The sequence below is a fragment of the Flavobacterium sp. CAU 1735 genome, assembly GCF_039888695.1.
Lineage (GTDB): Bacteria > Bacteroidota > Bacteroidia > Flavobacteriales > Flavobacteriaceae > Flavobacterium.
In genome coordinates this window covers 1,289,078-1,303,350 of record NZ_JBDQQQ010000001.1, presented here as the reverse complement: position 1 = coordinate 1,303,350, position 14,273 = coordinate 1,289,078, and the positions used below count along the sequence as shown (strand labels likewise).

At 41.4% G+C, this 14,273-nt stretch carries 12 protein-coding genes; 7 read left to right on the top strand and 5 right to left on the bottom strand.

Annotated features, from left to right (window positions below):
• Positions 1-151 precede the first annotated feature (151 nt).
• Positions 152-1,381: an MFS transporter gene (locus tag AAFN64_RS06250; protein WP_347759704.1), complete on the top strand. Its 1,230-nt coding sequence runs from the start codon at positions 152-154 to the stop codon at positions 1,379-1,381.
• A 32-nt stretch (positions 1,382-1,413) separates the two neighbouring features.
• Here the strand turns inward: AAFN64_RS06250 and AAFN64_RS06245 are convergent, their stop codons facing one another.
• Together AAFN64_RS06245 and ccsA are read right to left on the bottom strand one after the other, a co-directional pair.
• Positions 1,414-1,647: a hypothetical protein gene (locus AAFN64_RS06245; RefSeq protein ID WP_300485735.1), complete on the bottom strand. Its 234-nt coding sequence runs from the start codon at positions 1,645-1,647 to the stop codon at positions 1,414-1,416.
• A 138-nt stretch (positions 1,648-1,785) separates the two neighbouring features.
• Positions 1,786-4,926, bottom strand: a complete 3,141-nt coding sequence (ccsA, locus tag AAFN64_RS06240) for a cytochrome c biogenesis protein CcsA (protein ID WP_300485736.1) — start codon at positions 4,924-4,926, stop codon at positions 1,786-1,788.
• Between the two features lie 301 nt (positions 4,927-5,227).
• Between ccsA and AAFN64_RS06235 the strand changes: the two genes are divergently transcribed.
• The gene (locus AAFN64_RS06235) at positions 5,228-8,293 is read left to right on the top strand and encodes a choice-of-anchor I family protein (RefSeq protein WP_347759703.1); all 3,066 of its coding nucleotides are present in this window, start codon (positions 5,228-5,230) and stop codon (positions 8,291-8,293) included.
• Positions 8,294-8,423: 130 nt separating this feature from the next.
• Complete coding sequence (locus tag AAFN64_RS06230) at positions 8,424-9,485, top strand: nitronate monooxygenase (protein WP_347759701.1); 1,062 nt, start codon at positions 8,424-8,426, stop codon at positions 9,483-9,485.
• A 197-nt stretch (positions 9,486-9,682) separates the two neighbouring features.
• Here AAFN64_RS06230 and AAFN64_RS06225 read toward each other — a convergent pair whose 3' ends face one another.
• On the bottom strand, positions 9,683-10,900 hold the full coding sequence (locus AAFN64_RS06225; RefSeq protein WP_300485742.1) for a porin: 1,218 nt from the start codon (positions 10,898-10,900) through the stop codon (positions 9,683-9,685).
• An 89-nt stretch (positions 10,901-10,989) separates the two neighbouring features.
• Between AAFN64_RS06225 and prmA the strand changes: the two genes are divergently transcribed.
• Together prmA and AAFN64_RS06215 are read left to right on the top strand one after the other, a co-directional pair.
• Positions 10,990-11,823, top strand: coding sequence for a 50S ribosomal protein L11 methyltransferase (gene prmA, locus AAFN64_RS06220; RefSeq protein WP_300485744.1), 834 nt, complete (start codon positions 10,990-10,992; stop codon positions 11,821-11,823).
• A 27-nt stretch (positions 11,824-11,850) separates the two neighbouring features.
• The gene (locus tag AAFN64_RS06215) at positions 11,851-12,126 is read left to right on the top strand and encodes an ATP-dependent Clp protease adaptor ClpS (protein ID WP_300485746.1); all 276 of its coding nucleotides are present in this window, start codon (positions 11,851-11,853) and stop codon (positions 12,124-12,126) included.
• Between the two features lie 43 nt (positions 12,127-12,169).
• Here the strand turns inward: AAFN64_RS06215 and AAFN64_RS06210 are convergent, their stop codons facing one another.
• Complete coding sequence (locus AAFN64_RS06210; RefSeq protein WP_347759699.1) at positions 12,170-12,583, bottom strand: DUF6691 family protein; 414 nt, start codon at positions 12,581-12,583, stop codon at positions 12,170-12,172.
• A gap of 1 nt (position 12,584) precedes the next feature.
• Positions 12,585-13,145 (bottom strand): YeeE/YedE thiosulfate transporter family protein, encoded by a 561-nt coding sequence (locus tag AAFN64_RS06205; RefSeq protein WP_347759698.1) that lies wholly within the window; start codon positions 13,143-13,145, stop codon positions 12,585-12,587.
• Positions 13,146-13,262: 117 nt separating this feature from the next.
• On the opposite strand from AAFN64_RS06205, the gene AAFN64_RS06200 reads away from it, so the two are divergent.
• Positions 13,263-13,748 (top strand): DUF4199 domain-containing protein, encoded by a 486-nt coding sequence (locus AAFN64_RS06200; protein WP_300485751.1) that lies wholly within the window; start codon positions 13,263-13,265, stop codon positions 13,746-13,748.
• Between the two features lie 2 nt (positions 13,749-13,750).
• Positions 13,751-14,218 carry a 2-dehydro-3-deoxyphosphooctonate aldolase gene (locus AAFN64_RS06195; RefSeq protein ID WP_347759697.1) on the top strand — a complete coding sequence of 156 codons (468 nt, stop codon included), beginning with the start codon at positions 13,751-13,753 and terminating at the stop codon, positions 14,216-14,218.
• Positions 14,219-14,273: the final 55 nt, after the last annotated feature.

The following is a 14,273-nucleotide window of genomic DNA, read 5'->3' as shown; positions in this document are numbered from 1 at the left end:
TTGTTTTTTTAATAATATAAATCCACCCCGTTAAACAAGGACATAGCTGACGAAATTTTCAGGCTATTAATCGTCTTAAAAATATCCTGGCAAAAAAAGAACACAGAAGACAATTATTTATATTTTTGGCAATACTTAACCTAAAATATAAATGGAATCCCAAAAAATTAAACATTTATTATCCTTTCCTGTAATTGTAGCAGCTTTAGGCTATTTTGTCGACATTTACGATTTACTCCTTTTCGGCATTGTTCGTATTCCCAGTTTAAAAACCCTTGGTCTTGATGTCGATACCGATGGTACGATGATTCTGAATTTCCAGATGGTCGGACTATTGTTAGGTGGTATACTCTGGGGCATGTTAGGCGACAAAAAAGGACGGCTTTCGGTACTTTTCGGTTCCATACTTGTCTATTCCGTGGCTAATATTTTGTGCGGTTTCCTTCCGTTTCTCCCCTTTAACGACAAAGCGATGACCTATGCCATTCTGCGTTTTATTGCGGGTGTCGGACTGGCGGGTGAATTGGGCGCCGGAATCACGCTGGTTTCGGAATCATTACCCAAAGAATTACGGGCAATCGGAACTTCCATTGTGGCCGGCTTTGGTCTTTTAGGTGCCGTAGTGGCGCAGCTTACGGTAGAACTGGCCGGCGACTGGACCTATGCCTATTTTATCGGTGGTTCGTTAGGACTGTTTCTGCTTTTTTTACGCGTAGGCGTGATGGAATCCGGCCTATATAAAGACCTTCGGGATACCGATATTCAAAAAGGAAATTTTCTTGGCGTTTTTACCAATCGCAAGCGTTTTATAAAATATGTAAAGTGTATTTCCATTGGATTGCCCACCTGGTTTTGCGTGGGGATTCTGGCGGTGATGGGGAATCAGTTTGCGCCATCCTTCGGGATTGGAGAAATTGACCCCGGTAAAGCGATTATGTGGGCGTATGTTGGGATTTCCGTAGGCGATTTTGCCAGCGGGTTGATTTCGCAATTGTTGCGTTCGCGGAAAAAGGCCATTTTATATATGATGCTCTTTACGATTGTAGGAATTGTATTGATGCTATACGGCGGAACACGGTCGGAGACTATGTATTACTTTTATTGTGCCTGGCTCGGATTGGGAACCGGCTATTGGGCGATGTTTGTAACGGTGGGTGCCGAGCAGTTCGGAACCAATATCCGCAGTACGGCCGCTACAACGATCCCGAATATGGTTCGCGGTTTGCTTCCGGTGATGTTAATCGCTTTTGATCATTTAAAAGTGCATAACGGGGTAATTGTTTCCGCTTCTATAGTCGGATTGATTGTATTTGCTTTGGCTATTTATTCGACGCTTACAATCGCCGAAACCCATAATAAAGATTTGGATTATACTGAATAAAAAAGCGCCTCTTCCGGGCGCTTTTCATTTTGTTACTTTTTTTTCATTTCGTCTTTGACTTCGGCTTTCGCTTTTTTACCTTCAGCTTTCATCTCAGCTTTCGCTTCTTTGCCTTCGGATTTCATTTCCGCTTTCGCTTTTTTGCCTTCGTGCTTCATTTCTTTTTTAGCCGCATCAGTCTCTTTTTTTACTTCTTTTTTCACTTCCTGAGCCGACATTGCCATGGTAAATAATAATGCCATTCCTAAATAAACTACTTTTTTCATACTGTTTGTTTTTATTGATTAACGAGTATAAATGTAATAGGTATTTTGTTAAAAAAATATTAAAAATCAAATTATTTAATACCCATAAATAAAAAAAGCTACCCGAAGGTAGCTTTCATTATTTTTATTATTTTGCAATTATTTCTTTTTATGCAGGTATTTTTTGTTTTTGTAGTAGGCCAATGCCACCAACAGCGTTATCAAAGCCATTGAATAATACACGAAGTTTGGTGTTACCACTTTATCTCCTTTGGCATACGAATGCAAACCGGACAGATAGAAGTTTACTCCAAAATAGGTCATCAAAATGGAATAGAAAGCATAAACACTAACCGCATTATAAATCCATTTACCACGCATGGCCGGAACCAAACGCATGTGGATTACAAAAGCGTATACCATAATGCTGATCAATGCCCAGGTTTCTTTTGGATCCCATCCCCAATAACGTCCCCAGCTTTCATTAGCCCATTGTCCGCCCAGGAAGTTACCAATCGTTAACATCACCAATCCGACAGTAAGTGCCATTTCGTTGATATAGGTAATCTCCTGAATGTTCAGGTTCATTTTTTCTTTGTTCTTTTCGTTCGTGAACACCATTAGCAATAACGCTACAATTCCCAGGATCATCCCCAGTGTAAACGGACCGTAACTACCTACGATAACCGCCACGTGGATCATCAACCAATACGAGTTTAATACCGGTTGTAAATTGGCGATCGCAGGATCCATCCAACTCCAGTGTGCTACCATCAAGATCATGGCCGCAACAAAGGCTGTAGACGCTACCGTTAATTCCGATTTTCGGCCGAATACCAATCCGAATAGCATGGTCGCCCATCCTACGTAAATCATCGATTCATAAGCATCACTCCACGGCGCGTGACCGGAAATGTACCAACGGAAGATCAATCCGGCGGTATGCAATACAAATAGTACCGCAATAATCGCATGGCTGATTTTTACCAGTATATTAACCGTTTTATTGGTTTTGAAAATTTTGATGATCACAAAAAGGAACATCAATACTCCGGCATACATATACCAGGAGAATAGCTTTTTGAAAATGTCGTATTTGTTGTACAGGATTTCCGTATCAATTTTTTTGTCGCTTGGACGTACTTTCGATCCGTATTTGATCTGATAGTTTTCCAATCCTTTAAGCAGGCTGTCCGACAGTTTATAATCGCCCGAAATAGCAGCTTTATCGATACTACTCAAATAATACGGAATAACGTTTTTAATGGAATCCAAAGCGGTATGCGTTTGCTCGTTCACTTCCAGGAACGATACCCATTTGTTATTCGGATCGTTCGGAACCGGGAATACTTTTAAAATCTGACCGCTTAATGCCGAATACAACAGGTTTACTTTTTTATCAGCTTCGATAAAGTCTTTCTGGAATTGGTTTGGAACCGCAGCTTTATAGGCTTCGTCCAAAACACCAGCCAGTTTGTAATTCCCTCTTTCGTCGAAGAAACTTACCAACGGAGCATATTTTTCGCCCAACGACACTCCGATTAATTTATGGATACTGTCGTTGTCTTTTTTCATATAGATCAACGGAACGTTATACCATACCTGCGGGAATTGTGTCATCGACAGGAACGCCTGATCGGAGTTCATTCCTTTATAATGATCCTGTTTGCTTACTTTTCGCAATAGTTCGGATGAAAACGTATTGATAGGCTTCATACGTCCACCCTGATCCTGAATTACCAATCGGCCAAATTTTGCTGCTTCTTCGTCGCTTACCTTATATTTGGTTAGTAAAGAGTCGATTTGTTTTGGCGTTGGCATCTGATGTTGGTGGTTGTTTTGTGCAAAACCGCTAAACGATAGCAATAACGCAATAACCGGTAGTAATTTTGCTTTTTTCGTACGCACTTTTTCCAGTTTCTTTTTCAGATCGCCAAATCGGCTGTTTTTATCAAATAGGATCGCTATAAGTCCAACATACAATAAGAAATAACCCAAATAGGTCATATTGGTTCCCCACGAATCGTGGTTTACCGATAACACGGTTCCCTTTTCGTCCGGATCGAATGACGACTGGAAGAAGCGGAATCCTTTATAGTCCAAAATGTGATTCATATAAATACGTTCATCGCGTTGTTCCGCACCATCGAGTACGGTTACTTTACTTTCAAAAGACGAGTAGCTTTTTTCCGTTCCCGGGTATTTTTCGGCTACGAAATCATTTAAACGGATTTTAAATGGCGTTTCATAAACTTTACTTCCGTACATCATGGTAAACTCCAGATTCCCCAGTTTAAAGGAATTCGGCACGCCCATTTTTCCTCTGGCGCCCAATAGGGTTACTTCGTGTTCTTCGCCTCCAACAGTTACGGTTAACACCAAAGCATCGTCGGATTTATCGTCTTTAAAATCGTTGTTCGATTCGAATGCTACAACACCTTTTATAGCCGGTTCCGGTAGTACGAATTGCGTACCGCCCATATTATACAGGGAACGGAACATCAAGTCCTGAACCATATCTTTCGCAACATCGCCTTTCATCTGGTCGGCCATTCGCATAAAGTTTCCTTCAAATGGTGATTTTATCGAATATTTATCGCCTTCTTTGATGATATTAATCGCACCATCGGTTGGTTTGTTAAACGCAAACAATACGTTGTGGATATTTTGTACTTCCCCTTCTTTCAGGTAATGCTCGTGACGGGTTCCGTCGCCGGATTCCACGAGTTTTAAAAACAATGTCCCTTTTTCACTTGGTTTGATCACCTCTTTGGCGCCCATTACAAAGTCTTTATAACGGATTTCAAATGGCGTTTCATTAAACTTTTTGGAAATGGTAAAGTCGTTATTCGTCACCGGTGAGAACAAAGCTCTTTGTTCAAAGGTTCTTCTACGCATTTCGCCTTGGTAATCACCATCTACAAAAACAGTCAGATACGTTCTGTCTGAAAAAATCTGATTGGAACTTTCGCCTTCGCGGATTGGCATCACACCTTCATAACTGATATAACGGGTGATAAAAGCTCCCAAAATGATAAAAATAAAAGACAAATGCAGCAATAGCGTAGCCCATTTCTCTTTTTTATGCAATTGGTAGCGTTTGATATTTCCAAAAAAGTTGATCAGGAAGATCGCCATAATACCTTCGAACCATTTCGTATTGTAAATCAGAATACGGGCTGTCGTGGTATTATAATCGTTTTCGATAAACGTTCCTACGGCCATCGCTGCTGCAAAGAAAATAAACAGGAAAGCCATTAAACGCGTGGAGAACAAAAATGAGACTATTTTTTTACCCATGGTGATTGGATTTGTTTTTTTATAAATTGTCGCAAAAGTACTTAAAAACAAACTCCTATTAACGCTTTTTAACGTAATATTTAACAGCTGTTAAAATTGATAAACCTTTCTTAAAACGGGCATTTTTGTCCTTTTTTTTTATATCGGTGACCGTCCTGTGGAAAAGTTAAGTTAACATCCGGTTGTGTATTGGTTTACCTTCCTAACCTATTCTTAAACATTCTGTTACACCGATTTATTTTTAAGTTAATACTACCCTAACCTGAAACCTTCACTTTTGTACCCAACCAAAACAACACACATGACACAATTTTACACTTCTAAAAAGAACCTGTTACGCCTGTTCCTTTTTATGGGATCGACCTTTACCTGGGGACAGACACAGCAAATTCACTACTGGAATTTTAATGCACTTCCATCCGGAACGCTAACAACCGTAGCTCCCGATGCCTCATTGATTCCAACCGGAACACAGATTACCTATCCCGGAACCGGTGCCGGATATATGGACAATGTAGCCGGATCGGCATTGAACGCACAAAACGGTGATGCAGCCGGATTGGGTTTACGCCCGAGAAATCCGAGTAACACCCGCGCACTACTGGTTGCCGCACCCACTACTGGATATCAGAATATCATCATTAAATTTGCAACGACTCGTACCACACAAGGTGCTTCGTCTCAAAACTATTCGTATACGTTAAACGGAACCGATTTTATCACTACCGGATTGGCCGTAACCACCTATTCTCCTCAAACCGAACCTACCTATGAAGTGGTAACCCTGGATTTCTCCGGAATCGCAGGTGCCGCCAACAACCCTAATTTTGCCCTGAAAATTGAATTCGGAGGTAGCACAGCTGCCGGTTCAAGCGGAAATAACCGTTTTGATAATCTTACCATTACCGGTTCTACGGCAGGTGGTAGCGATACCACGCCTCCATTAGCGTCTTTTAATCCAACGCATAATGCGACTAACGTAGCCATCAATACACAGCCTACAATTTCGTTTAATGAAGATGTCCGTCTGATTGACAATTCGCCTATTACCAATACCAATGTGGATGCTTTAGTACAAGTACGCCAAGGCAGTATTACAGGAGCTACTGTACCATTTGACGCTACTTTTAACAACAACACGATTACGATCAACCCGACACAGCCGTTTAATAACAGTACTACCTATTTTGTATTCTTATTACCGAATCTGATCGAAGATATGCATGATAATGCCATAACATATAGTTCTGCAGTTCAGTTTTCGACGGTAGCTTTCGATACTAAAATTGCGATGGCTTCCAATTTTGTAACGGTAAACGAAAATCACGGTACGCTATCATTCAACCTAAATCTAACCAATCCTGCTAATGCATCGGTTGATTTAGTAGTAAAGGCGGCTCCGTTCAGTACAGCCGATCAAAATGACTTTACATTACAAACCCAAACCTTACATTTTACAGCGGGTAGTAACGCAACTCAAACTATTTCGATTCCGATTATCGACGATACCCAGGAAGAACAACATGCCGAATATTTTGTACTAAGCCTTGAAAACCCGGTTGGTTTAACGATCAACGGAAATCCAATGGCTACCGTATATATCAAGGATAACGACCGCCAGGCGCCTAGTCCGAATCACGATATCCAACTGGACTATATCGGAAGTTTCGATCCTTCCGGAGCAAGTACCAGTTCTTGCGAGATCATCGTACACGATCCGGCTACGCAACGTCTTTTTACCATCAGTGCTATTTCCGACAAGCTGGAAATCATCGACTTTTCGAATCCGGCCAATTTAACGGTAATCAACTCCATCAATATGGCTTCGTATGGTGGTATTACCAGTGTAGCTGTTAAAAACGGAGTGGTAGCCGTTGCTTCGCCAAATGCCAACGAACAACTAAACGGATCGGTGGTATTTTTCGACACCAATGGGACGTTCTTAAAACAGGTAACCGTAGGGGCGCTACCCGATATGGTAACGTTTACACCGGACGGAACAAAAGTGCTAACTGCCAACGAAGGACAACCGAATGATGCCTATACCGTAGATCCGGAAGGTTCGGTTTCCATTATCGATATTTCCGGTGGAATCGCTTCTTTAACGCAGGCTAATGTCACTACGGCTTCATTTACCGCTTTTAATGCGCAGGAAGCTGCTCTTATCGCTTCAGGCGTACGTAAAACCAAAAGTACCAGTACGCTGGCACAGGATTTGGAACCGGAATACATCACCGTTCGTCCTGATTCTCAAAAAGCATGGGTAACCCTTCAGGAAAATAACGCCATTGCCGAAATTGATTTGGTAACTAAAACCATTTCCGACATTTGGGCTTTAGGTACAAAAGATATCAGTCTGCCGGGTAACGGTATGGATATTTCCGATAATAACAACGAAGTATTGATTGCCAACTGGCCCATTCAGGCGTATTATATTCCGGATGCCGTAGCAAACTATACCGTAAACGGAACAACCTACCTGGTTATGGCCAACGAAGGTGATGAAAAAGAATATGCCGGTTTAACCGAAAGAACTACGGTTGGTGCCAATACCTATACTTTAGATCCTGCTATTTTCCCGAATGCCTCGGTTTTAAAACAAAACCACAACGCCGGAAGACTACGTGTAACCAATCTTAACGGAAATACCGATGCGGATGCCGATTTTGAAGAAATCAAAATTTTAGGTTCCCGTTCGTTCTCCATCTTTAATGCCGATACGAAAGCGATCGTATTTGACAGTGGCGACGATTTCGAGATGTATACCGCTATGACACCGTCGATCAGTCCGATTTTTAATGCCGACCACGGTGATAACGTTAAAAAAGGAAGAAGCCGTGCCAAAGGTCCGGAGCCGGAAGGTGTTACGCTAACGCAAATTGCCGGGAAAACCTTTGCGTTTATCACGCTGGAGCGCGTTGGTGGTGTAATGGTTTATGATGTGACCAATCCGAACGATGTAAAATTCGTAGACTATAAAAACAGTCGTAGCACATCGGCTTATTCCGGAGATTTTGGTCCGGAAGGCGTTACCTTTATCAAAGCTGCGGACAGTCCGAACAATAAAAATTATGTAGCTGTAGCCAACGAAATCAGTGGTACGATTAGTATGTATGAAGTAAATACCGCAAATCTGACCAACGACGATTATGTACATGCTCCAAAAACCTTTGCTGTTTTCCCGAATCCATCTACCAAAGGTGTGGTTTATTTTAACCGTATGGCCAACTATTCACTATATGATTTGACCGGAAAATTAATCCAGTCGGAGAAAAATGCACTATTGATCAACACATCAAAACTGACGGCAGGTATTTATCTGATCAAGACGGATGAAGGCATTACCCAAAAACTGGTTGTTAAGTAGTTTATTATATTTTTAGGAAGAAAGCCGGGTTGGATTCGCCTCCAATCCGGTTTTTGATTTTTGGGCGTTAAATATATCCCAAACCCGGTTTTACGGTAAGCATTTTCATAAATTTGAGAAAACATTTACCATGAACCGGTTCCATTCCATTACCGAAAAGTTACACATTCAATATCCAATCGTTCAGGCTCCGATGTTAGGCGTAACCACTCCCGAGATGGTTGCCGCGATTGCCAATGAAGGCGGATTGGGATCACTTCCCGTTGGCGGTTTATCGCCTGAAAAAACAACCGAATTAATCCGAAAAACCAAACAACTCACCCAGCGTCCGTTTGCCGTCAATCTGTTCGCGCATACAATCCCGGAAGTAAATCGGGATCAGGCTACGCCAATGCAGGATTTCCTGATCGGACTTGGCCAGAAAAACGGGCTGGAATTCCCGGAGTTAGCTTTGGACACACTCACTTTTTATTCCTACAAAGCACAAATCGATATTCTGATTGCGGAACAAATCCCTATTGTTAGTTTTACGTTCGGGATTCCGGATGATGAAAGTCTGCAAAAATTAAAAGCCAACGGTACGGTTTTAATCGGAACGGCAACCTGTTTGGAAGAAGCGCTACTATTAGACGAAAAAGGTGTCGATATGATTACCGCTCAGGGTATTGAAGCTGGTGGTCATCGCGGTACTTTCCTCGAGGATATTCCGCTACCACAAATTGGCGTGCTGGCATTGGTTCCGCAAATTGTAAATCGTATCGGTAAACCGGTTTTAGCATCCGGTGCAATCAACGATGGGAAAACCATTAAAGCGGCTTTTGCTATGGGCGCTTCCGCAGTGCAAATTGGAACGGCTTTTATTGCCACAACCGAAAGTCTGGCGATACCGGCTTATCAGCAGGCGGTTTTGGCGGCAAAAGATACCGATAGTCAACTTACCCGTGCATTTTCCGGACGATGGGCTCGTGGTTTGCAAAATCAATTTATGACCGAAGTGGAGCATTCCGGTTTCACACCACTTCCCTATCCGATACAAAATAGTCTGACGACCGCATTGCGCCAAAAAGCCCAACAACAAAACAAAGGTGATTTTACCAATCTGTGGTCGGGACAATCCGCCCCTAAAATCCATTTACCGGATTGTGCCGCGATTTTCCGGGAACTGATTCGACAGGCTGAATTAACATACTAAAACACCTGACAGGTTTTCGAAACCTGTCAGGTGTCTATCCAAAGAATATTCTTTTTTAAATGCCTATTTTCAATCTGATAGCGAATAGAAACACCTTCCTTATCTGTTTTATTCTTCAAAGTAAAAATACACCCTAAAAGAAAACACCTGACAGGTTTTCAAAACCTGTCAGGTGTCTCTTCATATGAGTATTCTTTTTAAATACCTATTTCAATCTGGAAGCGAACATACCAGTTATTTTTTGTCGATCCGTCGTTAAAACTCAGACGATCGTAGGTAAACTCTGTTTGCAATTTAAAGGCATGCTCCCAAAGGTATTTCGTTACACCAAGGGTATATTCGTTGGTATTTGGTGTAAACGCAGCAATATCTTTATTCGCTTTTTGCGTTGAAAAACGTCCGATAATTTCATAATTCGTTGGAAACGTATAACTCAACTGATAGTCCATTCCGTGACCAACATAAGCATAATTTGTTAAGGTCGGATCCAACGGATCAACAGCCACCGGATTGTGTGATGCACGGGACATATAGGTCGCCATAGCAGCCCAACCGTTGTATTTAAACATCGCATCCGCAAAAAAGGAACGCAAGGTTTTTTGCTGGTACAAATCGTCTCCTAACTGACCTTGGGTTCGTCTGGCGTTATTGTTTTGATGATAAGCACCCGAAAACAATAATTTGGGTGTTTTTTCGCGGGCAAGATCGCCTTCAAAATTCGATCCGTCTTTCGTGAACGATCCTAATGGAAATAATTCGATCTTACCGGTTAAAGCCACACCGTTATCCGGGCTTTTGGTCCAGTTACGACCTTCACCAGTAGTAACAGCCGCTTTTAAATTATAGGAAAACCGGTCTTTTTGCTCATTCAGATAATACGCCTGAAGTCCAAAATCCCGGTCGATATTAAATTTGGCATTGTTTATCGAACGATCGGTTAACTGTAACGCTCCCGATGAATTGACCCGTTGACGGTTACCGGGTAATTTTGTTTGTCCGAAAGTAAAACTCCAGTTTCGGTTTGGTCGGTAAATAACCGCCGCATCCCGGATAATATTGATGTTTTCCCCATCGTGAATTTCACCTACATCGCCCGGTGCAAATGATAATTGTAACACATACAGAAAATGTGGGTTTCCTACATAACCGTCGAAACGCAAACGCAAACGACGAATCTGTCCGTCATACGCATCGTCTTCCCCTTCATTTTTGATAAATCCGATACGGTTTTGCATCCGGAAACGAATATTTAACTGGAAAAGACTGTCGGCAGAAGTAATTCCAAGCCCCTTACCGTAGCTGTAATAGGGTAATGCCGCTAATTTTAAATCGTTATCTTTGGTGCTAATCTTAATGTCCTGCGCCTGTAATACAGCTGCGACGAACAGTAAAACAAAAGTTAGTTGTATTCTCATGTTAGTGTTGTGTTATCTGAGAGCAAAACTAATGTTATTTATCCGCTGACGATATTAAGATAATGTTACCTTTGCGAAAAATTAATGTTATGCAAAATAATTATATAGGATACCACTTCTCTGTGGAACCCAAAGAGTTAGGTTCTGAAATTTTAATCGCTGAACTGGGAGAAACGGCTTTCGAAAGTTTTATCGAAACCGAAAACGGGCTGTCCGCTTACGTTCAAAAAGAGCTGTGGAATGAAAATATCCTGGATGATATACAGATTTTACATTCTGAGGAATTTACTATTTCCTATACTATAGAAGAGATCGAACAGGTAAACTGGAACGAAGAATGGGAAAAGAATTTTGAGCCGATCGACATTGACGGTATTTGCCAGATTCGCGCCCCTTTCCACGAGAAAAACGAGGCACAATACGATATCGTAATCGAGCCGAAAATGAGTTTTGGAACCGGTCATCACGAGACGACTTTTATGATGGCACAACACTTATTGGAAACCGATGTAACCGGAATGAAAACCCTAGATATGGGATGTGGTACGGCAATTTTGGCAATTTTGGCCGAAATGCGTGGCGCACAACCCATCGATGCTATTGATATCGACAACTGGTGTTATCTGAATTCCATCGAAAATGCCGAACGAAATAATTGTAAGCATATCACGGTTTACGAAGGCGATGCTGCTTTATTGGTGGATCAGCAATACGATTTGATCATCGCGAATATTAACCGTAATATTTTACTAAACGATATGCAGGCTTATGTAAACCGTCTGAATAAAGGCGGTATTCTATTGTTAAGTGGTTTTTATGAAGAGGATATTCCATTTATCGATGCGTCATGTACCGAAAAAGGACTGACGTATGTTAAAAAGTTCCAAAAGAACAATTGGGTATCTCTAAAATATGTAAATTAGCTAAAAAATTAAACTAAGCTTCTGATTATGAGTACCCAGGAAAAAGTTTTAGAAAGCGTATCGGTCGAAGAGCTGATTTCATTAAATAATGAAATTGTACTGTTTAACGACGATGTAAACACTTTCGATCACGTAATAGACACTTTAATCCGCGTTTGCGACCATACCTCCGAACAAGCCGAGCAATGTGCCATTTTGGTACATTATACCGGAAAATGTACGGTAAAAACCGGTTCGTATACCGACCTGAAACCGCAGTGTTCGTCATTGCTGGATGCCGGTTTAAGCGCTGAAATTCAATAAAAAAGTCCCGATAAATCGGGACTTTTTTATTTACAAACCGCTCTTAATGCGGCAGTATATCTTTTAACAATCCGTAGATATAGGTTCCTAAAAGCGCACCGAGTAAAATCACACCAGCACCCCAAAATCCGGCTCCTAACAAAATAAAAATCGGTCCCGGACATGAACCAACCATCGCCCAGCCCAATCCAAACAACGTACCGCCAATAATATAACGGGCAAATCCTTTTTCTTTGGGTTCGATCGCAATGGGCGCACCGGTATAATCTTTTAGTTTTTTACGTTTGATCAACTGAACACCAATCAAGCCGGTCATCACCGCAACCATAATAATTCCGAACATATGGAACGACTGGAACTGGAACATTTCGTAAATACGATACCAGGATACCGCCTCTGATTTGGTTAGCACGATTCCGAATACAAAACCAACCAGTATAAATTTGATATATTTCATCTTATCTGAAAATTAAAGGTAATAGAAAATGGGACATGATCAATCCGCCGATAAAAAAACCGATTACGGCAATCAGCGAAGGCAACTGTAAATTACTTAACCCGGAAATAGCGTGTCCGGACGTACATCCGCCGGCATAACGCGTTCCGAAACCAATCAGCAACCCTCCGGCTAATAAAATGATAAAGGTTTTCGGATTTTTTAAGGCTTCAAAACCCATTAACGAATCCGGAGCCAGTTTGCCTTCCGGTGCTTCGATATGCATCGTTGCCAATTGTTCTACTGTTGTGGGATTCAGGTTTACGCCACTTCCGTCACTTAAAAAGTGAACCGCTACAAAACCGCCCAGCATGGCTCCAAAAACCACCGCCAGATTCCAACGTTGCGCTTTCCAGTCAAATCGGAAAAAATCGGCAAAACGACCCGCTCCGGCAATACTGCATAAGGTTCGTAAATTAGAGGACATTCCGAATGCTTTGCCAAAATAAAGTAGCGCCAGCATCACCATTCCGATCAAAAAGCCCGATATATACCAGGGCCAGGTTCCATAAATTACTTCCATAAAAAACTGATTTAGGGCAAAAGTACTTATTCGACCAGTATTTTGTGTAACATTGATTACATAATTTTCCGCAAACAAAATATTCTGCTACCTTTGAAACCATAAATTTACCCGCAGATGAAAAAGTTTTTTACCGAAATAAAATGGAGTATTATTTTTTCCGTAGCCACTGTTTTATGGCTGTTTTTAGAGAAAATTGCCGGCTTTCACGACGAAAAGATCAGTAGTTATTTCTATATCAGTTTGCTGTTCGGAATCGTATACATTATTGTTTATACGCTGGCATTAAAAGAAAAAAAGACAACTTTTTACAACGGTACCATCACCTACAAACAGGCGTTTATTTCGGGGGCTATTCTGACGTTACTCATCGCTGCAATAAGTCCGCTGGTACAAACGTTTTTCCATGAGGTGATTTCTCCGGATTTTTTCGACAATGCTATCGCGAATGTGATCAAAACCAAACCGGGTAATAAGGAATTTGCAACGGGTTATTTTAACCTTCAGAGCTTTATTTCACAAGGATTTTTAAACATCCTGTCTTTAGGAATTATACTATCGGCAATTGCCGCTTATTTTATTCAGACCAAAAACCGAAATTAATTATGAAAAAAACAGCTTTTGCCCTGCTATTACTGGCGCTGTCGGTTTCTTCCTGTATCAGCACCAAATCGACCATTAAAAATATAGACGAAACCGCTTCCCGCCCTATCCTTCGCGAGGATTATTATCTGCTGACCGAATATAGCGATAACGCCAAATACGGATATGATTCGGACTATCCGATCAATATCGGGTTTGTAGCGGAATCGCAGGAACAAAATAATGTGACGTACTTTTTTAACGGATTGGAAGGTCCTGACGGGCAAAAATTAAGCTTCGAAAAAACCGGAACCTGTTGTCCGTTTCCAACGAAACACAACCGTGTAGGTGCCGGAATGCTGGCACAATATACCGTAAGCTGGGAAGGTCTGGCAAAACCTATCGTACTTTACTTTAACACTTTCGAAAAAGGCAAAATAATGTGCCCTAAAGGTTTATCCATTAAGAAAAACCCATCCCGAACACACTAATTTTAAGAATACTATAAGAAATCGCATCCTTCCAAAACGTTTTTTGGAAGGATTT

Bases quoted from the DNA above. Each gene is read 5' to 3' on its own strand.
- AAFN64_RS06250 (WP_347759704.1), top strand. From the start codon at position 152: ATGGAATCCCAAAAAATTAAACATTTATTATCCTTTCCTGTAATTGTA.
- AAFN64_RS06245 (WP_300485735.1), bottom strand. From the start codon at position 1,647: ATGAAAAAAGTAGTTTATTTAGGAATGGCATTATTATTTACCATGGCA.
- ccsA (WP_300485736.1), bottom strand. From the start codon at position 4,926: ATGGGTAAAAAAATAGTCTCATTTTTGTTCTCCACGCGTTTAATGGCT.
- AAFN64_RS06235 (WP_347759703.1), top strand. From the start codon at position 5,228: ATGACACAATTTTACACTTCTAAAAAGAACCTGTTACGCCTGTTCCTT.
- AAFN64_RS06230 (WP_347759701.1), top strand. From the start codon at position 8,424: ATGAACCGGTTCCATTCCATTACCGAAAAGTTACACATTCAATATCCA.
- AAFN64_RS06225 (WP_300485742.1), bottom strand. From the start codon at position 10,900: ATGAGAATACAACTAACTTTTGTTTTACTGTTCGTCGCAGCTGTATTA.
- prmA (WP_300485744.1), top strand. From the start codon at position 10,990: ATGCAAAATAATTATATAGGATACCACTTCTCTGTGGAACCCAAAGAG.
- AAFN64_RS06215 (WP_300485746.1), top strand. From the start codon at position 11,851: ATGAGTACCCAGGAAAAAGTTTTAGAAAGCGTATCGGTCGAAGAGCTG.
- AAFN64_RS06210 (WP_347759699.1), bottom strand. From the start codon at position 12,583: ATGAAATATATCAAATTTATACTGGTTGGTTTTGTATTCGGAATCGTG.
- AAFN64_RS06205 (WP_347759698.1), bottom strand. From the start codon at position 13,145: ATGGAAGTAATTTATGGAACCTGGCCCTGGTATATATCGGGCTTTTTG.
- AAFN64_RS06200 (WP_300485751.1), top strand. From the start codon at position 13,263: ATGAAAAAGTTTTTTACCGAAATAAAATGGAGTATTATTTTTTCCGTA.
- AAFN64_RS06195 (WP_347759697.1), top strand. From the start codon at position 13,751: ATGAAAAAAACAGCTTTTGCCCTGCTATTACTGGCGCTGTCGGTTTCT.